Annotated in this window: 23 protein-coding genes and 2 pseudogenes; 9 read left to right on the forward strand and 16 right to left on the reverse strand. The window is 72.7% G+C overall.

Annotated elements, in window-relative coordinates:
• Window positions 1-70: 70 nt before the first annotated feature.
• From MMR14E_RS09085 to MMR14E_RS09120, 8 genes and pseudogenes are all read left to right on the forward strand, one after another.
• Window positions 71-1312: an acyl-CoA dehydrogenase family protein gene (locus MMR14E_RS09085; RefSeq protein ID WP_331313786.1), complete on the forward strand. Its 1242-nt coding sequence runs from the start codon at window positions 71-73 to the stop codon at window positions 1310-1312.
• A complete protein-coding gene (locus MMR14E_RS09090; RefSeq protein WP_331313787.1) occupies window positions 1309-2367 on the forward strand; it encodes a phosphotransferase family protein in 1059 nt (352 codons plus the stop codon). Before MMR14E_RS09085 ends, MMR14E_RS09090 begins: the two co-directional genes overlap by 4 nt.
• A 2-nt stretch (window positions 2368-2369) precedes the next feature.
• Window positions 2370-3145 (forward strand): annotated as a pseudogene (locus MMR14E_RS09095) (SDR family NAD(P)-dependent oxidoreductase).
• Between the two features lie 148 nt (window positions 3146-3293).
• A complete protein-coding gene (locus tag MMR14E_RS09100) occupies window positions 3294-4064 on the forward strand; it encodes an SDR family oxidoreductase (RefSeq protein WP_331313788.1) in 771 nt (256 codons plus the stop codon).
• Window positions 4061-5833 carry a class I adenylate-forming enzyme family protein gene (locus MMR14E_RS09105; RefSeq protein WP_331313789.1) on the forward strand — a complete coding sequence of 591 codons (1773 nt, stop codon included), beginning with the start codon at window positions 4061-4063 and terminating at the stop codon, window positions 5831-5833. The genes MMR14E_RS09100 and MMR14E_RS09105 overlap by 4 nt, the downstream gene beginning before the upstream one ends.
• A gap of 252 nt (window positions 5834-6085) precedes the next feature.
• A pseudogene (locus tag MMR14E_RS09110) lies at window positions 6086-6955 on the forward strand (FAD-dependent oxidoreductase); the annotation flags it as partial.
• 105 nt (window positions 6956-7060) lie between these two features.
• A complete protein-coding gene (locus MMR14E_RS09115; RefSeq protein ID WP_331313790.1) occupies window positions 7061-8314 on the forward strand; it encodes a cytochrome P450 in 1254 nt (417 codons plus the stop codon).
• Window positions 8315-8464: 150 nt separating this feature from the next.
• The gene (locus MMR14E_RS09120; RefSeq protein WP_331313791.1) at window positions 8465-9553 is read left to right on the forward strand and encodes a phytanoyl-CoA dioxygenase family protein; all 1089 of its coding nucleotides are present in this window, start codon (window positions 8465-8467) and stop codon (window positions 9551-9553) included.
• Window positions 9554-9590: 37 nt separating this feature from the next.
• Here MMR14E_RS09120 and MMR14E_RS09125 read toward each other — a convergent pair whose 3' ends face one another.
• The 5 genes from MMR14E_RS09125 to bchO all read right to left on the reverse strand — a co-directional run bounded on the left by MMR14E_RS09125 (window position 9591) and on the right by bchO (window position 15096).
• Complete coding sequence (locus tag MMR14E_RS09125) at window positions 9591-11330, reverse strand: methyl-accepting chemotaxis protein (protein WP_331313792.1); 1740 nt, start codon at window positions 11328-11330, stop codon at window positions 9591-9593.
• A gap of 212 nt (window positions 11331-11542) precedes the next feature.
• On the reverse strand, window positions 11543-12139 hold the full coding sequence (locus tag MMR14E_RS09130; RefSeq protein ID WP_331313816.1) for an urea carboxylase-associated family protein: 597 nt from the start codon (window positions 12137-12139) through the stop codon (window positions 11543-11545).
• 44 nt (window positions 12140-12183) lie between these two features.
• Window positions 12184-12936 (reverse strand): guanitoxin biosynthesis heme-dependent pre-guanitoxin N-hydroxylase GntA, encoded by a 753-nt coding sequence (gntA, locus tag MMR14E_RS09135; RefSeq protein WP_331313793.1) that lies wholly within the window; start codon window positions 12934-12936, stop codon window positions 12184-12186.
• 382 nt (window positions 12937-13318) lie between these two features.
• Window positions 13319-14104, reverse strand: coding sequence for a gamma-glutamyl-gamma-aminobutyrate hydrolase family protein (locus tag MMR14E_RS09140; RefSeq protein ID WP_331313794.1), 786 nt, complete (start codon window positions 14102-14104; stop codon window positions 13319-13321).
• 83 nt (window positions 14105-14187) lie between these two features.
• Window positions 14188-15096 (reverse strand): alpha/beta fold hydrolase BchO, encoded by a 909-nt coding sequence (gene bchO, locus MMR14E_RS09145; RefSeq protein ID WP_331313795.1) that lies wholly within the window; start codon window positions 15094-15096, stop codon window positions 14188-14190.
• Window positions 15097-15306: 210 nt separating this feature from the next.
• Here bchO and MMR14E_RS09150 point away from each other — a divergent pair, with 210 nt between their 5' ends.
• Entirely contained in the window at window positions 15307-15453 is a 147-nt protein-coding gene (locus tag MMR14E_RS09150) for a hypothetical protein (RefSeq protein ID WP_331313796.1), read from the forward strand.
• Between the two features lie 31 nt (window positions 15454-15484).
• Here the strand turns inward: MMR14E_RS09150 and MMR14E_RS09155 are convergent, their stop codons facing one another.
• The 11 genes from MMR14E_RS09155 to bchM form a co-directional block, all read right to left on the reverse strand.
• Window positions 15485-15610: a hypothetical protein gene (locus tag MMR14E_RS09155; protein ID WP_331313797.1), complete on the reverse strand. Its 126-nt coding sequence runs from the start codon at window positions 15608-15610 to the stop codon at window positions 15485-15487.
• A 348-nt stretch (window positions 15611-15958) separates the two neighbouring features.
• Window positions 15959-16969, reverse strand: coding sequence for a magnesium chelatase ATPase subunit I (gene bchI / locus MMR14E_RS09160; protein WP_331313798.1), 1011 nt, complete (start codon window positions 16967-16969; stop codon window positions 15959-15961).
• A gap of 170 nt (window positions 16970-17139) precedes the next feature.
• Window positions 17140-18357, reverse strand: coding sequence for a 5-aminolevulinate synthase (gene hemA / locus MMR14E_RS09165; protein ID WP_331313799.1), 1218 nt, complete (start codon window positions 18355-18357; stop codon window positions 17140-17142).
• A gap of 112 nt (window positions 18358-18469) precedes the next feature.
• On the reverse strand, window positions 18470-19264 hold the full coding sequence (gene puhE / locus MMR14E_RS09170) for a putative photosynthetic complex assembly protein PuhE (protein WP_012318818.1): 795 nt from the start codon (window positions 19262-19264) through the stop codon (window positions 18470-18472).
• 1 nt (window position 19265) lies between these two features.
• Complete coding sequence (acsF, locus tag MMR14E_RS09175) at window positions 19266-20354, reverse strand: magnesium-protoporphyrin IX monomethyl ester (oxidative) cyclase (protein ID WP_331313800.1); 1089 nt, start codon at window positions 20352-20354, stop codon at window positions 19266-19268.
• The gene (locus MMR14E_RS09180; protein ID WP_192710362.1) at window positions 20351-20647 is read right to left on the reverse strand and encodes a hypothetical protein; all 297 of its coding nucleotides are present in this window, start codon (window positions 20645-20647) and stop codon (window positions 20351-20353) included. Before MMR14E_RS09180 ends, acsF begins: the two co-directional genes overlap by 4 nt.
• Window positions 20647-21147: a photosynthetic complex assembly protein PuhC gene (gene puhC / locus MMR14E_RS09185; RefSeq protein WP_331313801.1), complete on the reverse strand. Its 501-nt coding sequence runs from the start codon at window positions 21145-21147 to the stop codon at window positions 20647-20649. Before puhC ends, MMR14E_RS09180 begins: the two co-directional genes overlap by 1 nt.
• Before the next feature lie 11 nt (window positions 21148-21158).
• Window positions 21159-21809 (reverse strand): photosynthetic complex putative assembly protein PuhB, encoded by a 651-nt coding sequence (gene puhB, locus MMR14E_RS09190; RefSeq protein ID WP_331313802.1) that lies wholly within the window; start codon window positions 21807-21809, stop codon window positions 21159-21161.
• Window positions 21806-22585: a photosynthetic reaction center subunit H gene (gene puhA, locus MMR14E_RS09195; protein ID WP_331313804.1), complete on the reverse strand. Its 780-nt coding sequence runs from the start codon at window positions 22583-22585 to the stop codon at window positions 21806-21808. The genes puhB and puhA overlap by 4 nt, the downstream gene beginning before the upstream one ends.
• An 18-nt stretch (window positions 22586-22603) precedes the next feature.
• Window positions 22604-24031: a BCD family MFS transporter gene (locus MMR14E_RS09200; RefSeq protein WP_331313805.1), complete on the reverse strand. Its 1428-nt coding sequence runs from the start codon at window positions 24029-24031 to the stop codon at window positions 22604-22606.
• Window positions 24028-24783: a magnesium protoporphyrin IX methyltransferase gene (gene bchM, locus MMR14E_RS09205; protein WP_331313806.1), complete on the reverse strand. Its 756-nt coding sequence runs from the start codon at window positions 24781-24783 to the stop codon at window positions 24028-24030. Before bchM ends, MMR14E_RS09200 begins: the two co-directional genes overlap by 4 nt.
• Window positions 24784-24791 lie beyond the last annotated feature (8 nt).

Here is a 24791-nt window from a genome sequence, read left to right on the forward strand (position 1 = left end):
GGGCTTCCCTCCTCCCCGCAACAGGGGAGGCGAGAAGCCCGCAGCGACGGATGTGAGCGGAGCGGACGCCTTGGATTTCACCCTCTCCCCCTCCCAGACGCACTGGCTGACCCGCGTCCGCGCCTTCATCGCCGACGCGGTTCTGCCTGCGGCCGGTGCCGTCGCTGCCGAGCGCGCGCAGAGCCGCGAACCCTCCCCCACCATGGAGCGCCTCAAGGGCAAGGCCCGGGCCGAGGGCCTGTGGAACCTGTTCCTGCCGCCCTCGCCCGAGCACGACACCGACGATTATCGCGGCGCCGGGCTGACCAACCTCGACTACGCCCTGTGCGCCGAGGAGATGGGCCGGGTCGGGATCGCCTCGGAAGTGTTCAACTGCGCGGCGCCCGACACCGGCAACATGGAGGTGCTGCACCGCTACGGCACCGCGGCCCAGAAGGAGAGGTGGCTGAAGCCCCTGATGGCGGGCGAGATCCGCTCGGCCTTCCTGATGACCGAGCCGGAGGTCGCCTCCTCGGACGCCACCAACATCGCGACGGCGATCCGCCGCGACGGCGACCACTACGTCGTCGACGGCCGCAAGTGGTGGTCGACCGGCGTCGGTGACCCGCGCTGCAAGATCGCGATCCTGATGGGCAAGACCGACCCGGAGGCCCCCCGCCACCGGCAGCAATCGCAGATCCTCGTGCCCATGGACACGCCGGGCGTGCGGATCGAGCGCCTGCTCCCGGTCTTCGGCTACGAGGACGCGCCCAAGGGCCACGGCGAGGTGGTGCTGGAGAACGTTCGCGTCCCGGCCGGGAACCTGATCCTCGGCGAGGGGCGCGGCTTCGAGATCGCGCAGGGACGGCTGGGTCCGGGCCGCATCCACCACTGCATGCGCACGATCGGGGCGGCCGAGGTGGCGCTGGAGGCCATGGCGCGGCGGCTGGTCTCGCGCGTCGCCTTCGGCAAGCAGATCAGCGAGCAGTCGGTCTGGGAGCAGCGGGTCGCCGAGGCGCGGATCGACATCGAGATGACCCGCCTCCTCTGCCTGAAGGCCGCCGACATGATGGACAAGGTCGGCAACAAGGGCGCCAAGCTCGAGATCGCCATGATCAAGGTCGCGGCGCCGCGGGTCGCCCTGAAGGTGATCGACGACGCGATCCAGGCCCATGGCGGGGCCGGCGTCTCGGAGGATTTCGGGCTCGCCAAGATGTACGCCCAGATCCGCACCCTGCGGCTCGCCGACGGGCCCGACGAGGTCCACAATCGCGCGATCGCCCGGCTGGAATTCGGGCGCTACACCAACAGAAGCGAGGCGGAGCGCGCATGAGCGACGCCGATGTCTTCTCCGGCGTGAAGCCGGTCGAGCCGCGCCACCGGATCGACGAGGCGAAGCTCGCCGCCTGGATGGAAGCGCACGTCCGCGGCTACGCCGGGCCGCTCACCGTGCGGCAGTTCCGCGGCGGCCAGTCGAACCCGACCTACCGGCTCGACACGCCCGCCCAGGCCTACGTGCTGCGCCGGAAGCCCTTCGGCCCGCTCCTGCCCTCCGCCCACGCGGTGGACCGGGAGTTCCGGGTGATCGGCGCCCTCTACGGCGAGGGGTTCCCGGTGCCGCGGCCCTTCGCGCTGTGCGAGGACCCCGAGATCATCGGCGCGGCCTTCTACGTGATGGAGGCGGTCGACGGCGCCGTGCACTGGGACGGCGCCCTGCCCGGCCTCGACCCGCACGCCCGCCACCGGCACTATGCCGGCATGATCGCCACGCTGGCGCGCCTCCACGCGATCGACCCGGAGGCGGCGGGGCTTTCCGATTACGGCCGGCCCGGCAACTACTTCGCCCGGCAGGTCGACCGCTGGACCCGCCAGTACCGCGCCGCCGAGGACGGGCGCCTGGAGGATGTCGAGCGCCTGATCGCGTGGCTGCCCAGGACGGTGCCGGAGCAGCAGGGCGCCTGCGTGGTCCACGGCGACTATCGCCTCGACAACCTGATTTTTTCGACAGACGGGGGCGTCAGCGCGGTGCTCGACTGGGAATTGTCGACCCTCGGCGATCCGCTGGCCGATTTCAGCTACCTGCTGATGCAGTGGGAATTGCCCGCCGACGGGCGCAGCGGGCTCGGCGGCCTCGACCTGCCGGCGCTCGGCATCCCCACCCGGGACGAGGCGGTGGCGCTCTACTGCCGGGCGGCGGACCGCAAAGACCTGCCCGACCTCGACTGGTACTTCGCCTACAACCTGTTCCGGCTGGTCGGCATCCTCCAGGGCGTGGCGGCCCGCGCCAAGGCCGGCAACGCCGCGAGCGAGCACGCCGCCGCCATGGCGGCGCGGGTGCCGAAGCTCGCCGAAGCGGCCTGGGGCTTCGCCGAGCGGGCGGGGGCCTGAATATGGAGCTGTCCGGCCGCGTCGTCGCCGTCCCGGGGCCGCCCGGGGCATCGGCCGGGCGCTCGCGGTCGCCGCCGAGGCCCGGGGCGCGACGGTCGTGGCCCTCGACCGGGACGGGGCCGGCGCGGAGGCCGTGGCGGCGGAACTCGGCGGACGGGCCTTCGCGCTCGACGTGGGTGACGCGGAGGCGGTCGCCGCGATCCTGGCGCGCATCGAAGCCGAGATCGGGCCCATCACCCTGTACTGTTCCAACGCCGGCATCCTGGAGCGCGACCCCGATCCGGATCTCGCCACCTCCGCCGATCCGGAGAGCTGGGCGCGCGCCTTCGCGGTGAACGTGATGGGTCATGTCCACGCGGCGCGGGTGCTGGTGCCGCTCTGGCGCGCCCGGGGCGGGGGCGCGTTCCTCGGCACCGTCTCGGCGGCCGGGCTGCTCAGCCAGATCGGCAGCGCCACCTACGGGGCCACCAAGCACGCGGCGCTCGCCTTCCTGGAGCATCTCGCCATCGCCCATGCCGGGGAGGGGATCCGGGTCGCCGCCCTGTGCCCGCAGGGGGTCGACACCGCCATGCTGGGGGAAGCCAGCGCCGCGTCGCGCGACGGCGTGCTGGCGCCGGAGGCGGTGGCCGAAGCCGCGTTCGACGGGCTGGCATCGGGGCGTTTCCTGATCCTGCCGCACCCACAGGTGGCCGAATACGCCCGCCGCCGGGCCGAGGACCCCGAGCGCTGGCTCGCCGGCATGGCGCGCCTGCGCCGGTCGATGCGGGCGGGGGTGTGAGGATGGGCGGCGTCCGGCGAGATTGTCGACGGCCGGATGGGGCGCGGGTCCCCTCTCCCGCACGGGAGAGAGGGTGCGTCGCGACCCTCATATCCCGTGGAACGGGGACGGAAGCCGTTCGCCGCTTCATCCAGAGCAGAGCCTCGCCATGTCCCTGTTCGATCTGACCGGCAAGACCGCCCTCGTCACCGGCTCGTCGCGGGGCATCGGGCGGGCGATCGCCCTGCGGATGGCCGAGCACGGCGCCCGGGTGGTGATCTCCTCGCGCAAGCGCGAGGCCTGCGAGGCGGTCGTGGCCGAGATCGAGGCCGCCCATGGGGCCGGCCGCGCCGTGGCGATTCCGGCCAGTATCTCGGTGAAGGCGGAGCTGGAAACCCTGGTGGCCGAGACGGACAAGCAGCTCGGTCCCGTGGACGTGCTGGTCTGCAACGCCGCCAGCAATCCCTATTACGGGCCGCTGGCCGGCATCTCCGACGCGCAGTTCCGAAAGATCCTCGAGAACAACGTCCTGTCGAACCACTGGCTGATCCAGATGGTCGCTCCCGGCATGGTGGCGCGGCGGGACGGCGCGATCGTCATCGTCTCCTCGATCGGGGCGCTCAAGGGCTCGCCGGTGATCGGCGCCTACAACGTCTCGAAGGCCGCCGACCTCCAGCTCGCCCGCAACTACGCGGTCGAGTACGGCCCCGCCAACGTGCGGGTGAACTGCCTGTGCCCGGGGCTGATCCGCACCGACTTCGCCCGGGCCCTGTGGGAGGATCCCGAGATGCTGGCCGCTACCACGGACGCTGCCCCCTTGCGCCGGATCGGCGAGCCCGACGAGATCGCCGGCGCGGCCGTGTTCCTGGCCTCGGCGGCCGGCCGGTTCGTGACCGGCCAGGCGCTCGTGATCGACGGCGGGGTGACGATCGCGCGATGAGCCTCGATCCCCGCATCCCCGCCGGCTGGCCGGCCCTGCCCTTCCGCGAGGCCGAGGCGCGGCTCACCGCCCCAGGCACACCCTTCGCCGTCGCCACGGTGCCGATCCGGGGCGTGCCGACCCGGATCTGGGAGAAGGCCCCGCCGACGCTGGGCGACCTGTTCCGGATCGCGCGCGGCCACGCGGACAAGACCTTCGTGGTCTACCGGGACGAGCGCGTGACCTTCACGGGCTTCGCCCGCGCCGCCACCGCCCTGGCGCGGGCCCTGGCGGAGGCCGGCGTGCGCAAGGGCGACCGGGTCGCCATCGCGCAGCGCAACCTGCCCGAATGGCCGGTGAGCTATTTCGGTGCGCTGCTCGCCGGGGCGATCGCGACGCCGCTCAACGCGTGGTGGACCGGCCCCGAACTCGCCTACGGCCTGCAGCATTCGGGCGCCCGGGTCCTGATCGCCGACGGCGAGCGCTTCGACCGACTGGCGCCGCACCTGTCCGAATGTCCGGCCCTGGAGCGGGTCCTCACCACCCGGATGGAGCCCGATCCGCGGGCGACCCTGCTTTCCGACATCGTCGGGCCGGTCCGGGACTGGGGCGCCCTCCCCGATCGCCCCCTGCCCGACATCGCCCTCGACCCGGAGGACGACGCGACCCTGTTCTACACCTCGGGCACCACGGGCAAGCCCAAGGGGGCGGTCGGCACCCACCGGGCGGCCGCCACCACGGTGATGGCCTACCCCTACTCGGCGGCGCGCAGCGCCCTGCGCCGGGGCGAGGCGCCGCCGAAGCCCGACCCGGCCGCGCCGCAGCGGGCTGCGCTGCTGGTGATCCCGCTGTTCCACGTCACCGGCTGCCACGCGAGCCTGGGGGCGGCTCTCTACGGCGGCCACCGCCTCGTCATGATGCACCGCTGGGACGCCGCCGCGGCCCTCGACCTGATCGAGCGGGAGGGCTGCACGAGCGCGGGCGGCGTCCCGACCATCGCGTGGCAGCTCGCCAACGCGGCCCGGGAGGCCGGCCGGCTCCTGCCGACCCTCGAGGGCGTCACCTACGGCGGCGCCCCGGCCGCCGGCGACCTCGTGCGGGCGCTGGGCGAGGCCCTGCCGCGGGTCGTCCCGGGCACCGGCTGGGGCATGACCGAGACCTCGGCGACCTTCACCCACCACCAGGGCGAGGATTACCTCGCCCACCCGGAATCCTGCGGACCGCCCCTGCCGGTCTGCGAGGTGCGGATCCTCGATCCCCTCGGGCAGGATCTGCCGCCCGGCAGCGTCGGCGAGCTCTGCGTGAAGGGCCCCAACGTGGTCCGCGGCTACTGGGACGACCCGGTGGCCACCGCGGAGGTCCTCTCCGAGGGCTGGCTGCGCACTGGCGACCTCGCCCGGGCCGACGACGAGGGCTTCCTGACCATCGTCGACCGGATCAAGGACATGCTGATCCGCGGCGGCGAGAACATCTACTGCTGCGAGGTCGAGAACGCCCTCTACGCGCATCCGGACGTGATCGACGCCGTGGTGCTGCCGGTGCCCCACCCGACGCTGGGCGAGGAGCCCGGCGCCATCGTGGTGCTGGCCGAGGGCGCCGAGACCGACCCGGAGGCGATCCGCGCCTTCGCGGCCGAGCGGCTCGCGGCGTTCAAGGTGCCGGTGCGGATCGAGATCTGGGACGGGCTCCTGCCCCGCAACCCCGCCGGGAAGATCCTGCGGGCGCCCCTGCGGGCGGTGTTCGCGGGCGGGTCAGGTCAGAACGGCTCGCCCCCGTCGTCCGGGCGGTAGACCCGCAGGGTCCGGCCGTCGGGGAACTGCACCGTCCGGCGGTGGACCACGACGTATCCGGCGGCCTGGGCGCTGCTCAGGCGGTCGAGGCGGTCGTCGGTGTAGCCCGGCGCATAACCCGGCGCGTAGCCGTAGCCGTAGCCCGGCCCGTAATTGTAGGCCCTGTAGCGGGCGTAGCCCTCCGGGGGCGGCGGCGCGGCGGCGACGACCTGCGGCGCGGCCCGGACGGACCGGGCCGNGCACGTGCCGCGGGCCGCCGCCCTGCGCCGGGCGCTGGCCGCCGGCCCGCGGCACGTGCTGGTGATCGGCGCCGGCTTCATCGGCTGCGAGGTCGCGAGCCTGTGCCGGCAGCTCGACCTGCCGGTCACCCTGGTCGAGCCCGGCCCGACGCCGCTGGCCCGCGTCCTCGGCAGCACCGTCGGGGGATTCATCGGCGCGATCCACGCGGGCCACGGGGTCGCGCTGCGCTGCGGCCGCGAGGTCGAGTGGCTCGAGGGCCGGGACGGCCGGCTCGTGCGCGCCCACCTCGTCGACGGCAGCAGCCTCGCGGCCGACGTCGCCGTCATCGCCCTGGGGGCCGTGCGCAACACCGAGTGGCTCGACGGGTCCGGCCTGTCGGCGGATCCGGGCGGCGTCGATTGCGACGCGCGCGGCCACGTCCTCGATTCCGACGGCAGGCCCGACCCGCGCATCGCCGCCGCCGGCGACGTGGCGCGCTTTCCCCACCCGCTCTACGACGGCCGGCGCGTCGCCCTGGAGCACTGGAGCCACGCGGTGGCGCAGGGCGTCCATGCCGGCCGGCGCCTCGCCGGCGCGGAGCCCGAGGGGCCCTACGGCGCCCTGCCGACCTTCTGGTCGACGCAGGGCGACCTCGTGGTGAAATCCGTCGGCCTGACCGAGGGCGCCGACGCGGTGGCGATCACGCAGGGCGATCCGGCGGCCGGCCGCTTCGTCGCCACCTACGGCCGCGCGGGGCGCTGCATCGCGGCGGTCGCGGTCGATTCCGCCCGCTGGCTGCCGGCCCATGCCGAGCTCGTGGAGGCCCGCGCGCCGTTCCCGCCCGAGGGCGCCGCGACCGACCGGCCGAAGCGCGTCACGGTCCACGAGCCGGGCTTTCCGTAACGCGTCGGGAAGCGGAACCGGCCCATCGGGCGAAGCCTTTGTCGTTGCAGCATCTTTCCCGAAGGCCGGTGGCCGCCGTCCGGGTCGATGCGTGAAGGAGACCGCATGCCCGACGCCACCCTCCTCGACCAGGTCAAGGATTTCGCCAACCGGCCGAACCCCTACCCGGTCTACGCGAAGCTGCGGGAGAATCCCGTCTCGCGCCAGGACGACGGTACCGAGGCGGGCACCTGGGTCGCGGCGACCCACGGCACCGTCGCGCGCCTGCTGCAGGACCCGCGGGTCAGCTCCGACACCCTGCCCCCGGCCGACCGGCCGCGCACCGGCAACCCCCTCACCGACCTGATCGTCAAACCGCTCAAGGACTGGATGATGGACCGGCACCGGGTCTTCATCTTCCGCGACCCGCCGGACCACGACGCCCTGCGCTCGGCGGTGATGCACCAGTTCTCCCGCGAGCGCGTCCAGGCGATGCGCGCCCGCTCCGACCGGCTGGTGGCGGACCTGCTCAACGAGAAGTGCGGTGCCCGGGAGATCGACGCGGTCGACGACCTCGCCTACCCGCTGCCCGTGACGGTGATCTGCGAGCTGTTCGGCGTGCCCCGCGAGGACGAGCCGAAATTCCACGGCTGGGCGACGCAGCTCGCCACCGCGCTGGAGCCCGACAGCCTGTCCGATCCCGAGATCCGCGCCGCGAACAGCCGGACCTTCGACGCGATCGGCGGCTACATGGGCGACCTGATCAGGGAGAAGCGCAGGCACCCGCAGGACGACATGCTGTCGGGCCTCGCCAACCACGCCACCCCGGCCGGCGTGAAGATGGGCGATTACGACCTGATCGCCACCTCGATCCTGATGCTGGTGGCCGGGCACGAGACCACCGTGAACCTGATCACCAACGGCCTGCTGACCCTGCTGCGGCATCCGGACGAGCTGGAGCGCCTGCGGCAGGACCCGCTCCGGGCCCCGCGGCTGATCGAGGAGCTGCTCCGCTACGAGCCGCCGGTGCAGTTCCGGACGCGGCGGACCCTGTCGCCCATCGACATCGCCGGGGTCACGATCCCCGAGGGGGCCGATCTCGTGCTGCTGCTGGCCTCCGGCAACCGCGACGCGGCCGTCTTCCCCGACCCCGACCGGTTCGACCCGGACCGCACCGGGATCCGCCATCTCGGCTTCGGCGGCGGCCTGCACTACTGCGTGGGCGCGCCGCTGGCCCGGTTCGAGGCCGAGGCGGCGCTCACCGCCCTCGCCCGCCGGTTGAAGGCGCCGCGCCTGGTCGAGGACCCGCCGCCCTACCGGCCGGGCGCCGCCCTGCGGGGGCCGGAGCACCTGCGGGTGGCGATCGACGGGATCGCCTGAGCCGCGGGCGGGCCGGACGGCTCATCCGAACATCGATGAGACCTCCGACGCGACCGAGACGAAAGTTCGTCGCCGTAAAGTTGTTTGCCTCGCTAAAGTCGCGATCGACCGGCCTGATGGCGACTCGGACGGAACCGGCGGGTTGAGACGATGGCTCAGGGGCTTGCGCGCGCTGCATCGCTGGCGCGCACGGTGAGGACCACGGTGCGCAACCTCGCCCTCGGGCGCGACGACGTCCCGCCCCAAGCGCCCCACGCGCCGCCCGCGCCATCCCGCGCGGTCGAGGCCGACATCCCGGTCGATATCGGCTGCATCAAGGTGTTCCGGGCCGAGAGCTTCCCCGAATCCGGGCCGAGCCCCTGGCTCGACCAGCCCGACGCCCTCGACATCGTCGCGCGGCGCGTGGCGCGCCGGGAGATCACGCCCCGGCAGGCCGAGATCTGCCGGTCCTGGGTGGAGCACGGCTACTACGTCCTGCGCGGCGCGATCGATCCCGACACGATCGACGAGGTCTGGGCCGCCTACGAGGCCGCGATCGCCGGCGGGGACCTGACCCTCGCCCCCGAGAAGGCGGCGCCGGACGACCCGCACCCGGGCCGCTACCTCAACCCGCACCTGAAGGTCGAGGCGATCGACCGGCTGCTGAAGCATCCCGTGCTGATGAACTTCAGCAGCATGGTGCTCGGCCGCCCCGCGATCCCGTTCCAGACCATCGCGTCCCACAAGGGCAGCCAGCAATCTGAGCACTCGGACTCGATCCACATGACGACCTACCCGCTCGGCTACCTGGCTGCCTGCTGGGTCGCCATGGAGGACATCCACGCGGATGCGGGGCCGCTCGTCTACTATCCCGGCACCCACCGCCTGCCGTACCTGTTCAGCCACGACGTCGGCATCACCACGGACGAGTTCCGCGAGCGCGGCTACGGCGCCTATTCCGAGCGCTACGAGCCGGCGATCAAGCAGGAGATCCGGGAGCACGGGGCGACGCCCGCCTACTTCACGGCGCGCAAGGGCGACGTGCTGTTCTGGCACGCGAACCTGCTGCACGGCGGCTCCGCCCGCGCCGACATGCAGCGCTCCCGCAAGGCCCTGGTGCACCACTACTTCGCGGAAGGCTGCATCTGCTACCACGACCTGTCGGCGACCACCTCGGCGGTGCATGGCCCCGTGGAGAGCCTGCCGACCTGCGGCGCGTCCAGCCCCGACATCGCGGTGCGGGAGCGGATCAGCCTGTAAGGACGCTGGGTCGCCGGACGGCCCGGCGACCCAGCCCTCAGGCGGCCTTCACGGCGGCCAGGAAGGTCGTGACCTCCTGGCCGAGGCTCGACGAGTAGCGGGCCAGTTCCTGGGCGGCGCTGAGCACCTGGTCGGAGGCCGCGCCGGTCTCGCGGGCCGCCTGCCGGACGTCGGCGATGTCGGTGCTCACCGCCTGGGTGCCCTGCGCCGCCTGCGTGACGTTGCGGACGATCTCGCTCGTCGCCGCGCCCTGCTCCTCCATGGCGGCGGCCACGCTGAGCGCGACCGTGCGCATCTCGTCGATCGTGCCCCCGATCGTCCGCATCGATTCGACCGCCTGCCGCGTCTCGTTCTGGATGGCGGCGATCTGCGTCGCGATGGTCTCAGTGGCTCGGGCCGTCTGCGAGGCCAGCGCCTTCACCTCGCCCGCCACCACGGCGAAGCCCTTGCCGGCCTCGCCGGCGCGCGCGGCCTCTATGGTGGCGTTGAGGGCCAGCAGATTGGTCTGACCGGCGATCCCGGCGATCAGGCCCATCACCTCGCTGATCTGGTCCGTGCCGCGGGCGAGCACCTGCATCAGGGCGTTGGTCTGGGCCACGTCCGTGCCGGCCCGGTCGGCCATCGCCGAGGACTGGGCGACGCGGGACGCGATCTCGTTGATCGAGGCCGCCATCTCCTCGCTCGCCGCCGCCACGGTCTGCACGTTGCTCGAGGTCTGCTCGGAGGTCGCGGCGACGCGCACCGACTGGTCGGTGGTCCGCGCGGCGGTGCGCGTCATCTCCCGGGCCGTGGCCTCCATCTCGACCGCGGCCGCCGACAGGCCCTGCGTCAGCGCGCTGACCTGCGCGTCGAACCGGGCGGTGACCGTGTCGAGCATCTGGGCGCGGCGCATCTTCGCGTCGTTCTCCGCCACGGCGGCGGCGTCGGCCGCCCGCTTGGCGATCAGGGCGTCCTTGAACACCTGGACGGCGCGCGCCATGGCGCCGACCTCGTCGCCGCGGCGCTGGTCGGCGACCGTCACCGCGAGGTCGCCGTCCGCGAGGCAGCGCATCGCCGCGGTCAGGCGGGTGATCGGGCGCGACAGGCCGTTGCCGACGAGCAGCAGCAGCGCCAGGATCGGCAGGGCGAGACCGGCCGACCAGAGGCCGATGGTGACCGCGCGGTCGCGCACGGCCGCGTGGACGTCGTCGCGGTACAGGCCGGTGGCGACGATCCAGCCCCACGGCTTGAACATCTGCACGCTCGCGACCTTCTCCACCGGCACGGATCCGCCGGGGCGCGGCTTCATGTAGTCGACGAAGCCCGAGCCGTCGCGCTTGGCGGTCTCGACCATCTCGGCGAAGTAGCGCTTGCCGCCGGGGACGTCGGTCTGGTCCACCACCTGCTTGCCGACGTTCTTGGCGTTGAAGGCGTTGGCGATCAGGTGGCCCTGCGCGTCGAGGACGAAGAAGTAGTCCTCGCTGCCGAAGCGCAGGGCGGTGATCGCCGCGAGCGCGGCCTTCTGCGCGTCGGCGACGGGCATCTGGCCTGTCCGGGCCTGCGCCTCGTAGTGGGCGAGCAGGCTCTGCGCGACCTCGGTCAGGCGCTTGGTCATCAGCGCGCGGTCCTCGAGCGCCGAGCCGCGCATGTCGAGGAAGCTCAGGGCGCTGAGGGCGCCGATGGCCAGGAGCACCAAGCCCATCACGGCCGCGAGCTTGTGGCGGAGCCGGAGATCGGCGAGGCGCTGCCACGGCGCGACGCGGTCGACGGGCGGGCGGCTGGTCTGCGTGGGGGTCATCCGAGCACCGGAAGAGGAGGCCTGCGGCCGGCCGGCGTGGATTCGCCGCCCGCGCTGCGCCGGGCCAACCTCGTGCATTCGGGTTAGTAAATCGCAAAGACCTGGGGCCGCTAGCCGGCGAATAGCGGTTTCAAGGCGCCAGATGAGTTTCGAACGGCAGACTTAAATAGATCAGTCTCGACGCTGGGTCGTAGCATTATTCGAGTTTGCGGCTACGAGCCGACTCTGTAGTGGATCGGCTTGAAGCTGCCGTTATTGGATTGCAGGGCCGAGCAGGCGGTGAGCCCGATGATCAGGTCGGTCTCGGCGACGAACACGATCCGGTCCCCGGCCCGGCTGAGGGGCGGCGCCACGGTGAGCGCCCCGGTCGCGCCGTCGATCGGCACGTTCATGAAGCAGTTGAACGCCACCGGGATCGCGTCCGGCGCGATGCCGTAGGGGGCGAGCGCCGCCGCGAGGTTGCCGAAGCAGCCGCGATGCGGGTTCGCGTCGCCGTAGATGATGCGGAACGTGTCGGCCGAGCACGGCGTCAGCAGGAAATCGTGCCGCCCCACCGTGTCCTCCACGATCCGCAGCAGGATGTTGGAGCGGTTCGAGTAGAGCGGGTCGCCGGTAGTCAGGTAGATCCGGCTGGCGTAGTCGAGGGTCCGGCCCGACGAGATCACCTCCCCCGTGTCGTGGCGGTTGAAGGCGAGGAGGTCGGCCACCTGCTCGCCGCAGGGGTCGATCACCGTGAGGCGCTGGCCGCGGTCGAGGGTGAAGGCGACGCCGGAACGCGGCGCGATCGTCTGCACGTCGGCTTGGCACATGGCGGGTTGGCTCACTCCGTTCTCAGGTCCGCGATCCGACCGGTTCAGGCGCTGCCGCCCGGCAGCCCGCGGTCGAGGGTCAGGACCGGCGGGTGCCAGTCCCGCGCCTCCGGGGCCGGCGCCGGTCGGCCCTTCATCGGGCAGCGCCAGTCCGCGTCGACCGCGCGGCCGCTGTACTGGCGCGCCTCCGAGGCCTCGCCGTGGCGCGCCAGCATCGGGTTCACGCTGCCGGCGAGGGCCTCGTCCCGCTCCAGGATCGCGGCGCGCAGCTTCTCGTAGCGCCCCTCGGCCCGCAGCCGCTCGAACTGCGCGTGCAGATTGAAGACCAGCACCGGCGACGAGAAGCGCCGCGCCGGCCGACTCGCCTGCGGGTGAAGCCCGACCACGAAGAACGCCTCGCCGCCGAAGCTCAGGGAGAAGTGCGGGTTGTCGGGATCCTCGGCCACGCGGGAATCGTGGGGCTGGCCGAGCCAGGCGTCCTTGTCGGTCAGGGATTGCGCGCGCGCCCAGAGGTTCCGCTCGAACGCCTCCTCCGAGAGGTCGCCCGGACCCTCGAACACGACCGCGAAACTCTGGAACAGGTCGGGCTGCGCCCGGTACTGCGCCACGAAGGCGAGCAGCGCCGGGTAGATCCGCATGTCGTCCCAGCCCGAGGTGATATCCCGGGCCACGACGATCCGCATCCGCCCCCGGGACAGGGCCGATTTGGCGCCCACGCAGGGGAAGGGCGGGTTCCGGATGAAGTCGCGGAAGGCCTCGGCACGGGGGTGCTCTCGGTCGTCGCGGGGGAGATGCATGCAGGGCCTGCCCGGTCTCTGCGCGGCCGGCCTCGACGCGAGGCGGCCACTGTTCGGGACTCCGGGAACACCACCGGGCGGCCGCTGTTCCGTCCTGCGACAGGTCGTCCGGGGGATAAGGTGAATCCTGCCGCATGCCGGCAAGATCTGTCCGGTTGGACGGACAATATTTCGTGGATCATTGCGGTCGGATAAACATAGGTTAAGGCCGGAAATGCTCACGGTGCCGGTGGCGTGCCGGCGCTGTGCTGCCGCGCGGGGCCCCTGCACTGGGCCAGGCCGCCGCGCGGGCGCCTCAGACCCGGCCGGCCCGNCGGGGGCGTGCCGGCGCTGGGCTGCCGCGCGCGGCCCCTGCACTGGGCCAGGCCGCCGCGCGGGCGCCTCAGACCCGGCCGGCCCGCCGCGCGCGGTGCCGCGTCGCCGCGGCGGCCCCGAAGGCCTCGAACAGGGCGCGGTTGATCGGGTTGGTCGCCGGATCGTGCTCGGCGTGCCACTGGACGCCCAGGGCGAAGCCCGCAGCGTCGCGGACGCGGATCGCCTCGACCGTCTCGTCCTCGGCGATGCCCTCGACCACGATCCGCCCGCCCGGTTCCAGGATGCCCTGGCCGTGCAGGGAGTTCACCCGGATCGTCTCGCGCGCCAGGAGGCGGGCGAAGGCGCCCCCGGGCGTCAGCCGGACCTCGTGACGGTCGGCGAAGATCACCTCCAGGTCCGGGTGGATCTCGCCGTTCGCGAGGCGCGGCATGCGGTGGTTGAGCCGGCCCGGCAGGTCGCGGATCTCCGGGTGCAGGCTGCCCCCGAAGGCGACGTTCATCTCCTGGAAGCCGCGGCAGATGCCGAACAGCGGCACGCCCCCCGCCACGCAGGCCTCGATCAGCGGCAGCGCCACGGCGTCGCGATCCTCGTCGTAGGGCTCGTGCGCCGCGCAGGGCTCGGTGTTGAAGCGCGCCGGGTGAACGTTGGCGCGGCCCCCCGTGAGCAGGATGCCGTCCACGGTGTCGAGGAGGTCGCCGAGGTCGGTCATCGCCGGAGCGGCGGCGAACATCAGCGGCAGGGCGCCCGCCACCGCGGCGACCGCCCGCATGTTGTTCTCGCCGACGATCTGCGCCGGGAAGCGGCTGTCGATCAGGCGCGCGTTGCCGATGACGCCGATCACGGGTCTCGCCATCGTTCCGGCCGCTCCTCGATCCTGTCCTGCCCGCCGCGGCAGGCTCTACGACCCACGCAAGGCCGGCGCCAGTCCCGTCCGGCTCAAGGCGGCGACAGAACGCCCGCGTCCGAAGCCTCGGCGCGGAGCACCTCGGCCACGCGCTCCGGCGCCTCTTCGTGGGCGAGGTGGCCGAGGCCCCGGATCAGGCGGACGCGGGCGTCGGGCATGCGGTCCCGCAGGGCGAAGGCAGTGTCCGGCAGGATGGCCCTGTCGTCGCCGCCGACGATCAGCAGGGTCCGGGTGCCGAGGCCGGGCAGCGCGCTGTGCAGCCCGGCGAGATCCCAGTTCGCCATCATGCCCAGCGCCCCGCGGACATGGCCGGCTCGGGCGAAGAGCCGCCGGTAGAGGTCGACCCCCTCCGGGTCGAGGCGCGAGCCGGTCCCCTCGATCAGGCGCTTGGCCGCGGACCGGTCCGCCGTCCAGGCGAAGATCCGGGGGGTGAACGGGTTGAGGAACAGGAGGCGCGCCATGCTGGGGAACAGCAGGTTCGCCGCCCCCGGCAGCGGCGCGAGAGCGCCGTTGAAGGCCGCCAGCAGCCGGGGCGCGATGGCGCCGTCGAGGCACATGCGCGCGAGGATGGCGGCGCCGGCCGAGTGGCCCGCCGCCAGGACCGGCGGCCGGCCGAGCGCCGCCACGAGGCCCGCCACGGCCCGGGCCATGCCGGGCAGCGACAGGTCGGCGTCGGGCAGCGGGTCCGTGAAGCCGTGGCCCGGCAGGTCCGGGGCGATCACGAAGAAGTCGCGCGCGAGCAGTGGCGCCAGCCCGCGCCACGAATGCGTGGCCGCCCCGGTCCCGTGCAGGAGCAGCAGCGTCGGGGCGTCCGGAGACCCGTATTCCTGGACGTGCCAGCGCAGGCCGGCCGCCTCCACGAAGCGGCTGGTGTCCCGATGGGGCCAGTCCCGGCCCTCCAGGGCCCAGTCGGGCCGGTCCGCGTCATAGCCGGTCAGCATGCGCGCGTATCCTGCACTGCGGCATAGCCGGACGATCCAGAGGCGACGGCGGCGCTATCGTTCATGGCCGGAAGTATTTCGTAACACTGAACAATCCCATGCGGCGGCCGCATGCCACCGGTGAGCGGAGACCGATTGCTGCGCTGCAGCAGCGACGTCATACCACGGGCGAGCAAGAACAAGACGCGTCCACCAACTCCGGAGAAGGCCATGATCCTCTTCACCTCCTCGACCCAGAACATCGCCGCCCCGGTCTCCGGCAGCTGGAGCCTCAAGGCCATCGTCCGCGAGATGCTGAACTCCTGGCTCGCCCACCACCAGCGCCTCGCCGACAGCGGCATCGGCGGCGACCTCTGACACCCTGTCGCACGGGTGACGGGCGCGGCGCTCAGAGTGCCGCCCGCACCGCCGCGCTGAGCTGGCCGGCCTCGACCCGCGGCAGTTTCAGGTAGCGGGCGCCCATCGCGTCCGCGACCGAACGGGCCTCCTCGCCCCGTGTGCCGGTATCGACCACGATGGCCTGCAGCCCGGCCGCACGCAGGGCTCGGGCCGCCTGCAGGGCGTCCGCGCCCGCCCGGGCCCGTCCCCCCTCCGCCGCCGAGCAGGCCGTCGTCGCCGATGCCGGGCGGCAGGCGCCGCCAGGGCGTTCCCGGGGGCAGCGCCGCCCGCACGATGTCGAGCCAGCGCTCGCGCACCGGCCCGGCGGGGGCCCGCAGCACCGCGCCGCCGAACCCGTGCGGGTCGGCGGCGAGAAGCCGGGCGGCGAGACCGGCATCGGCCCAGGGATCGGCCCAGGGATCGGCCCAGGGATCGGGCGCCCTCCCTTCACCCTCCGAGGGGCAGGGGATGCGCGGCGGTGGCGTCACGCAAACACCTCCGCCAGCGCCCGCTCCACCCGGGCGGTGGAACCGGATTCGTCCAGCGGGTTGCGGCGCAGCCGGTGGCGCAGGGCGGCCGGGGCGATGCGAATGAGGTGGTCGTCGGTCACCGCCTCCGCGCCGTCCAGGGCGGCCAGCGCCCGGGCGGTGCGCATCAGGGTCAGCTCGCCGCGCAGCCCGTCGGTGCCCAGCGCCAGACAGAGCCGCGCCGCGCGCTCCAGGGCGGCGTCGGGGACGGTGACCGCGGGCAGGCGTTCCCGCGCCAGCAGGATTGTCTTCTGAATTTTCCGCTCCGCCCCCGCGTGCGCCGCGCAGAATCCCTCCGGGTTGCGCTCGTAGGCGTCCCGGGCGCGCACCACCGCGATGCGGGTGGGGATGTCCTTCGGGGTCACGACCTCGCAGGCGAGCCCGAACCGGTCGAGGAGCTGCGGCCGCAGCTCGCCCTCCTCCGGGTTGCCGGACCCGACGAGGACGAACCGCGCCGGGTGGCGCAGCGACAGGCCCTCGCGCTCGACCGTGTTGACGCCGGAGGCCGCCACGTCGAGCAGCAGGTCGACGAGGTGGTCCTCGAGGAGATTGACCTCGTCGATGTACAGGAAGCCGCGGTTGGCCCGGGCGAGCAGCCCCGGCTCGAAGGCCTTCACGCCGGCGCCGAGCGCCCGCTCCAGGTCGAGGGTGCCGACCACCCGGTCCTCGGTGGCGCCGAGGGGCAGGTCCACCACCGGCACCGGCTTCTTGTGGCTCTTGCGCGGGCCGCCCGCGGCGCAGTGCGGGCAGGATTCCGCCGGGCTGTCCGGGTCGCAGTTGTACGGGCAGCCGACCACCGCCCGCATCGGCGGCAGCAGGGCGGCCAGCGCCCGGATCGCCGTGGACTTGCCGGTGCCGCGGTCGCCGAAGACGAGCACGCCGCCGACCGCCGGGTCAACCGCCGCGATCAGCAGCGCCTGGCGCATCTCGTCCTGGCCGACGATGGCCGAGAAGGGGAAGGTGGGCACGCGATGACTCGATGCTGCGGGGGCATCCGACCCACCCCCTCATCCTGAGGTGCCGCGGCGGGGCGGAGGCCGCGACGGAGGCCCCCGGGGAACGCGCGGCCGGCGAACTCCCTCGAGGCCCGCTGGCGCGGGCGCCCCAGGATGAGGGTGCGATGCGGAGAAGGAAAGCCCTACTCCGCGGCCTTCTGCCGGAGCCCGATCCGCCCCCAGATCGTGGTGAGCGCCTCGACCAGACGGGCGATGTCGGCGTCTGTGTGCAGCGGCGACGGCGTGATCCGCAGGCGCTCGGTGCCGCGGGCGACCGTCGGGTAGTTGATCGGCTGCACGTAGATGCCGAACTCGTCGAGCAGGGTGTCGGAGATGCCCTTGCAGAGCACGGGATCGCAGACCATCACCGGCACGATGTGGCTGTCGTTGGGCATGGTCGGGATGTCGGCGGCCTCGAGCGCCTGCCGGACCTTCGCCACGCGCTCCTGATGCCGGGCCCGCTCGACGCCGCTCTCCTTGAGGTGGCGGATCGACGCCGCCGCGCCCGCCGCGACGGCCGGCGGCAGCGAGGTCGTGAAGATGAAGCCCGACGCGAAGCTGCGCACGAAGTCGCAGAGCTTCTCGGACGCCGTGATGTAGCCGCCGTGCACCGCGAAGGCCTTGCCGAGCGTGCCCTCGATCACGTCGAGCCGGTGGGCGACGCCGTCCCGCTCCGAGATGCCGCCGCCGCGCGCGCCGTAGAGGCCGACCGCGTGGACCTCGTCCAGATAGGTGAGCGCCCCGTGGGCCTCGGCCACGTCGCAGATCTCGGCGATCGGCGCGATGTCGCCGTCCATCGAGTAGACCGACTCGAACGCCACCAGCTTCGGTCGGGCGGGGTCGATCAGGCCGAGCTTCCGGTTCAGGTCCTCCGGGTCGTTGTGGCGGAAGATGTGGCGCTCGGCGCGGGAGAACCGGATTCCCTCGATCATCGAGGCGTGGTTCTCGGAATCGGAGAAGACGGCGCAGTTCGGCAGGCGCGAGGCCAGGGTCCCGAGCGCCGCCCAGTTCGACACGTAGCCGGAGGTGAACAGCAGGGCCGCCTCCTTGCCGTGGAGGTCGGCGAGTTCCTGCTCAAGGAGCACATGGTAGTGGTTGGTGCCCGAGATGTTGCGGGTGCCGCCGGCGCCGGCGCCGCAGCGGTCGATCGCCTCGTGCATCGCCCCGGTGACGGTCTGGTGCTGGCCCATGCCGAGATAGTCGTTGGAGCACCAGACCGTGACCGGCCGGGTGCCGCCCGCGTGGTGGTGGGTGGCGTGCGGGAAGTTGCCGGCGTGGCGCTCGAGGTCGGTGAAGACCCGGTAGCGGCCCTCCCGGTGGAGCCCGGCGATCTCGCCTTCGAAGAAGGTCTCGTAATCCATGTCGCCTCTCCCCGAACAAACCCTGCGGGTTGATCCCGCCTGTGACACCGGACTTCGCACAAGACCAGTTCCAGATTGGTGGACGTGCGTCGCCCCGCGATGATCCCTCGGCCTACACGTGGTCCGGCGGTCCGGCCGCCTCCCCGGGCGCCCGGGCCGGCAGGCTCCAGCGCCACAGCTCCGCCGAGGGCAGCGGCAGCATCAGGAACCAGTGCTCCAGCGTGGCGAGCGCGGTCAGCGTCGCCAGGACCGTGAAGCCGATCAGCTCGTGCTCCAGCAGGTCGGCTCCGAGCGCCGCGCGCCCGAGCAGGGCCGCCGCGATGGTCCCGAGGCTCACCGAGACCGGGAACAGCAGGTTCATCGGCTTCCGGGACAGGTAGCAGGCGAGGTAGCCGAGATGGTCCGGCAGGAACTCGGCGTGGAGGTTGCGCACCCCGAGGAACAGGTTGAGTCGCGCCGACAGGTTCATCACGACCAGCGTGCCGTAGGTCCACAGGGCGAAGCGGTTGGGGCTGCCCCAGACCAGCGCCAGGATCGCGAGGCCGCCGACCACGATGGCGAATTCGTGCCACAGGCTGGTGGCGAGCGCGGCGAGGAACCGGTCGAGGCCGCGCACGCTCGGCGCGCAGGCGACGGGCCGCGGGCCCGACAGGAAGCCCATGTAGTAGCTCATCTCCTGCCAGCCCCAGACGACGAGCGCCGCCGTGAAGGCCGTGTAGGCCCCCGTGGCGCTCGTGTCGGCGGCGCTGGACCGGATCGCCACCAGGGCGCCGGCGAGCAGGAGGGTCGCCCCGGCCATGCTCCACGGATGCGTCCGCCGCGGGGCGTGGTCGAGCAGCAGGATCAGCCCGGTGGAGAACCACCAGAGCAGCACCGCGTACAGGACCGGGGCGGCGTAGGTCCCCATGCTACCAGACCGGCTGGAGGCGGATATCGGCCGGCAGGGCGTTGGCCTTGACGGGCAGGAGATAGAGCCGCGCGAAGGTCACGGCGGCGCGCGCGGCGTGGAGGCCCTGCAGGGCCTTGCCGACGAGGCCGCCCCGCGCCTTGGCGTCGGCGATCGCCCGGGAGCAGGCGAGGAGCCGGTCGAGCCCCGCCTTGAACTTCGGATTGTCGATATCGAGCTCCAGCGGGAAGGTCTGGCGGGAGATCTCCGAAGTGATCCGGAAGACCTTGAAGTCGTAGTCGCTGGGATCGACCCCGAGCGCGGCGTGGAAGGCCGGGCGGTGATGGTCGCGCACGTACATCGTGGCGAAGACCGCGAGCAGGAAGAACCGGATCCAGTAGCGGTTCACGCCGCTCGTCAGCTTCGGGTTCGCCCGCATCAGCAGCGCGAAGGCCTCGCCGTGGCGGAACTCGTCGTTGCACCACAGCTCGAACCACTTGAAGATCGGGTGGATGCGCCGCTCCGGGTGCCGCTCCAGCTCGCGGAAGATCGTGATGTAGCGGGCGTACCCGATCTTTTCCGACAGATAGGTGGCGTAGAAGATGAACTTCGGCCGGAAGAACGTGTACTTCTTGGACTTGGTGAGGAAGCCCAGATCCACGCCGATGCCGAAGTCCTTGAGCGTGTCGTTGATGAAGCCCGCGTGGCGCGCCTCGTCGCGGCTCATGAAGCCGAACAGCTCCTTGATATCCTTGTTCTTGGCCCGCTTCCTCATCTCCGCGTAGAGCACGCAGCCGGAAAATTCCGCCGTGATGGACGAGACCAGGAAGTCCAGGAACTCCTTCCGCAACTCGGGCTCCATCCGCGACAGGTCGCAGTCGAACTCCTCGTTGCGGGTGAAGTGGCGCTTGTTCGGGTCGGAGCGCAGCTCGGCGATGAGCACGTCCCAGTCGCGCCGGACCGGCTCGACGTCGGTCCGGTCGAGCTCGTCGAAATCGGTCGTGTAGAAGCGCGGGCTCAGGAAGGTCGTCTCCTGGGCAGCCCGGGTCGATTCGTTGACCGGAGTCTTCGGGACGGGCTGGCCGGAGGGCGGCGGGACGGGTGCGTTCACAGCTTCCTCCTCTCGGAGAAGCTGACCTCGTAGAGTTCGGTCAGCTCGAGATGGGCGATGAGCTTGGTCCAGGCCCGCTCCAGCGGGCCGGCCCGGGTGATCGTGGCGGTGCGCCGCACGGTGAGGCGCTCGCCGTAGGGCACCGAGGTCGGCGCGTCGTGGACCTGGACCGCGTCGCCGGGCTCGATCTCGAAGCCGGCATCGAGGGTCACGTGCGCGTGCAGGCTCTCGGGCGTCTGCTCGATCTCCACCGTGCAGGGCACGGTGACGGTGCGGCTGCCGAACAGGCCCATCACCGCGTCTCCGTGGCGGGGGCGCCCGGCGCGGGCATCAGCCGGGCGAAGGCCCCGGCATTGGTCGGCCCGAAGGCTTCGAGCGGCACACGGCGGCCGGTCGCCTCGTCGGCCAGCGCGAGGCGGCCGTCGTCGTAGCGGGTCAGGCTGAAGGGCTTCTCGGGGCCGAGGCCCTCCCGCTGGCGGGCCTGGGCGAGACCCCGCAGGGTCCCGCGCAGGAAGCCGTCCTCGCCGGGTCGGATCCAGGCGACGATGTGCCGGTCGGCGACGTCCCGCAGGGCGATCGAGCCGTCGACCTGATCCTCGGCGCGGAACTCGAGGCGCTCCACCACCTTGGCAGGCGGCAGGGCGACGAGGCCGACCTTCTCGCTCCGGCCGATCAGGACCGCCAGCATGGTGAAGCCCATCAGCGCTCCGGCACCGATCATCAGCAGCGCCGGTGCCGGTCCCGCGACCGACGGTGCCATGGCCCGGCCGGCGCCCTCCGCCCGCTCGCCCATCGTGCCCCTCCCTATTCGGCCGCGACGAGGCGACCGGGATTCTCGTCCGCTCGGCCGAGACGCGCCACCCGAACCGGCGGCGCCGTGCCGTCGGCATGGGCCTCGAGGGCGCGTGCCAGCAGCGCCGCCGCGGCGTCCGCGTCCGGCACCGAGCGCAGCATGGGCTCGGTCCGGGCGAGATGCCAGGGCCGGACATGCGGCCAGATGTGAAGGTAGGCGATCCGGAGGCCCGGCCGCAACCGCAGCGGCAGGTCGCCGCTGCCGTCCGTGAAGGCGCGCAGGGCCGCCGTCTCGATCTGCGCGAAGGGCAGGTTGTGGGTCACCGGCAGGGCGATGCCGGCCTGCAGCACGACCCGGCGGTTGGTCACCGTGTAGAGCGTCGTCCGGTGGGTGAGCCAAGCGAGCAGCCAGAGCAGCCCGACGGCGACGGCGCCGATCACCAGGGTCGGCGCCACCACCCTCATCGCCGCGGCGGGCGAGCCCGCCGCGAGGCCGAAGGCCAGGGCGCAGACCGAGAACCACGCGATCACGAGGCGGGCGTGGAACACCCGGACCAGCAGCCCCGCGGTGGCCGGCGCACCCTGCCAGAGGATGCGTTCGCCCGCCGGCAGCGGGCCGGGCAGACCCCGCAGGGTGCCTTCGGGGAGGAAGTCGCCGCTCATATCAGGGGCTCCGCCCGGGCCGGCGTCGCGTAGAGCGTGCCGGCGCCGAAATACGAGATGATCCGCTCCTCCTCGAGGAAGGTCACGCTGTCGGGGTCGCGGGTGGTCGGGATGTCGGCGAACTGGCTGGCGAGCAGCGCCTCGGTCGTCACCGTCTTGGTGAAGCCGCCGGCCCGGCAGAACGTGGTCGGCATCAGCCGGCGCCCGCCCGTCGGGAGCTCGACCTCGTAGTAGCGGATCAGCGACTCGCCGCGGTCGACCCAGACGTCGCTGATCACGCCCGCGACGGCGTTGTCGGTGCCGAACACCGTCATGCCGATCGGGTTCGGGCCGTCCTCGTGGATGACGAAGTTCCTGGCCACCCGCAGGGGCACGATGCGGATCTCGTCGTCCCAGGTCCGATCGTGCACGTCGTGCCGCAGCACCCAGGAGCCGGGACCGACCCCGGCCTGGAGCGACGACTCGGTGCGCTCGTAGGGCGCCCCCGGCCAGGGCTCGACCTTGCGGGCCGGGATTCCGGTCTCGACGTCGTCGCGGCCGTGCACCGCCTGCGGCGCGTAGGTCGTCTCGCCGCCCGGCAGGTGGAACGCCTTGGACCGCGGGATCAGGATCGGGTCGTCCGACTTGCGCCGCCCGACCGCCTCATTCTCCAGGGGGTAGCCCTCCCGCCGGTCCTCCCGGCGCAGCCAGAAGACCAGCCCCGCGAAGAAGAGGAAGAAGGCGTAGAGCACGACCTGGGCGACGTCGACGTAACCCGTGAGTGCGCCGGTTGGCATGGTGGACCTCCCCGTATCTCAGGCCGTCCGGCCGGCAAGATCGCCGCCGAGTCGGTGTTGCGTCTCAGCCCGCGCGTCCTCCCGCACCAGCGGCCCCAGGGCGAGGAGGGCCGCGAACAGCAGGGCGATCTCGATGTGGTAGACGATGAGGTAGCCGATGGCGGGCTCGTTCATGCCCTCGCCGAGCACCCCCGACTGGGCGATGGCGCCGCCCACGTCCCGCACGAGGCCGCTCGCCGCGATCGAGAGGCCGGCCGCGGTCGCCTGCACGGCGCCCCAGGCGCCGAGCGCGAGCCCGGTATCTTCGGGGCCGGCGCGGTTCATCGAGGCGGTGAGCGTCCCGTGGGCGAACAGGCCGCCGCCGAGCCCGATCAGGCTCACGCCCGCGGCGAACAGGTCGGCCGAGGCGAGCGGGGCGGCGAAGACCACCGCCGAGAAGGCCAGAATCCCGATCCCGACACCCACCGCCGACACGCGGAACGGGTCGCCCCCGCGGCCGAGCCAGCGCGCCGCGACCAGTAGGCCGAGTCCGCCGCCGGCGGCCAGCAGCGCGGTCAGCGCCGTGGTGGCGGCGACCGAGAGGTGCAGGATCTGGCCGCCGTAAGGTTCGAGCAGGATGTCCTGCATGGAGAAGCCCGCCGTGCCGAGCCCGATCGCCACGAGGCGGCGCCGCGCGGTGCCCTGCCCCGCGTAAGCCCGCCAGGAGGACCGGAAGTCCCGCTGCGGCGCCGTCCGTGTGCGGTTCGGATCGCGCGGCTCCTGCTTCCAGAGGGCGAACCCGTTGAGGATGATCGTGACCAGAGCCGCGCCCTGGATCACTTGGATCAGCCGGACGGCCGAGAAGTGGGCGAGGAACAGGCCGAACAGCACGGCGCTCGCCATCATGCCGAACAGGAGGGCCGCGCAGAGCAGCGCCACCACCTTCGGCCGGGCGTGGGCGGGGGCGAGGTCGGTGGCGAGTGCGAGGCCCACGGTCTGGGTGGTGTGCAGGCCGGCGCCGACCAGCAGGAAGGCCAGCGCCGCCGCGAGGTCGCCGACCCAGAGCGGCCCGGTCGTGTCGCCCGACAGGATCAGCAGGGCGAACGGCATGATCGCCAGGCCGCCAAACTGGAGCAGCGTGCCGAACCAGATATAGGGCACGCGCCGCCAGCCCAGGACCGAGCGGTGCGTGTCCGAGCGGAAGCCGACCAGCGCGCGCAGGGGGGCGAAGACCAGCGGCAGCGCCAGCATCATCGCGACGATCCAGGCCGGGACGCCGAGCTCGACGATCATCACCCGGTTCAGGGTGCCGATCAGCAGCACCGCCGCCATGCCGACGGTCACCTGGAACAGGGCGAGGCGGAGCAGACGTCCCAGCGGCAGCTCGACGGTGGCGGCATCCGCGAAGGGAAGCACGGCCGGACCGAGGCGCATCAGGGCATCGGTGAGCTTGCGGGCGGGGGTCATGGTCGCACCCCGGGTACCGCCGGGCTTGCTCCCCCATCCGCGGCGGGAGGCAGGGTGCGCGTCAGCGCGACCGCGTTCGACAGGTAGAACCCGCTGTTGATCCGGTGGCTCTGGGTCCAGGCGAAGGTGGCGAGGGCCTTCTCCGAAGCGATCCGCCGCCGCAGCCCGCCCTCGGTCACCGGCACGATGGCCGGCGAGCGGTCGCCGCGCGGAAAGAACTTCCCGGCGGCGTGCATCACAGTCAGCAGCGCCGTGCGCGGCGCCACGGTGAACAGCACCGAGCCGTCCGTGCGCGCGCCCAGAACCGCCAGCGCCCGCGCGATGTCGACGGCGCGGTAGTGGATCAGCGAATCCATGGCCACGACGTGGTCGAAGCGGCCGAGCGCCGGATCGAGCATGTCGCCGACGCGGAAGTCGATGCGCCCCGCGCCGGAGATCGCCGGCAGTCGCTCCTGCGCCAGCCCGATCAGCGTCGGCGAGACGTCGATGGCCACCACCTCGGCCCCGCGGCGCGCCGCCTCGACGCTCAGCGCCCCGGTGCCGCAACCGGCGTCGAGCAGCCGCAGGCCGGTCATGTCGGCCGGTAGCCAGGAGAGCAGCGTCGCCCGCATGGCGTCGCGGCCAGCGCGTACGGTGGCGCGGATCCGACTGACCGGGGCGTCCGAGGTCAGGCGCGACCACGCCTCGACCGCGGTGCGGTCGAAGTAGGTGGTGAGCTCGCCCCGCCGGGCGTCGTAGCTGGCGCTGGCCATCGGTCGGA

This window comes from Methylobacterium mesophilicum (assembly GCF_036441335.1).
In the GTDB taxonomy this organism is placed as follows: domain Bacteria; phylum Pseudomonadota; class Alphaproteobacteria; order Rhizobiales; family Beijerinckiaceae; genus Methylobacterium; species Methylobacterium mesophilicum_B.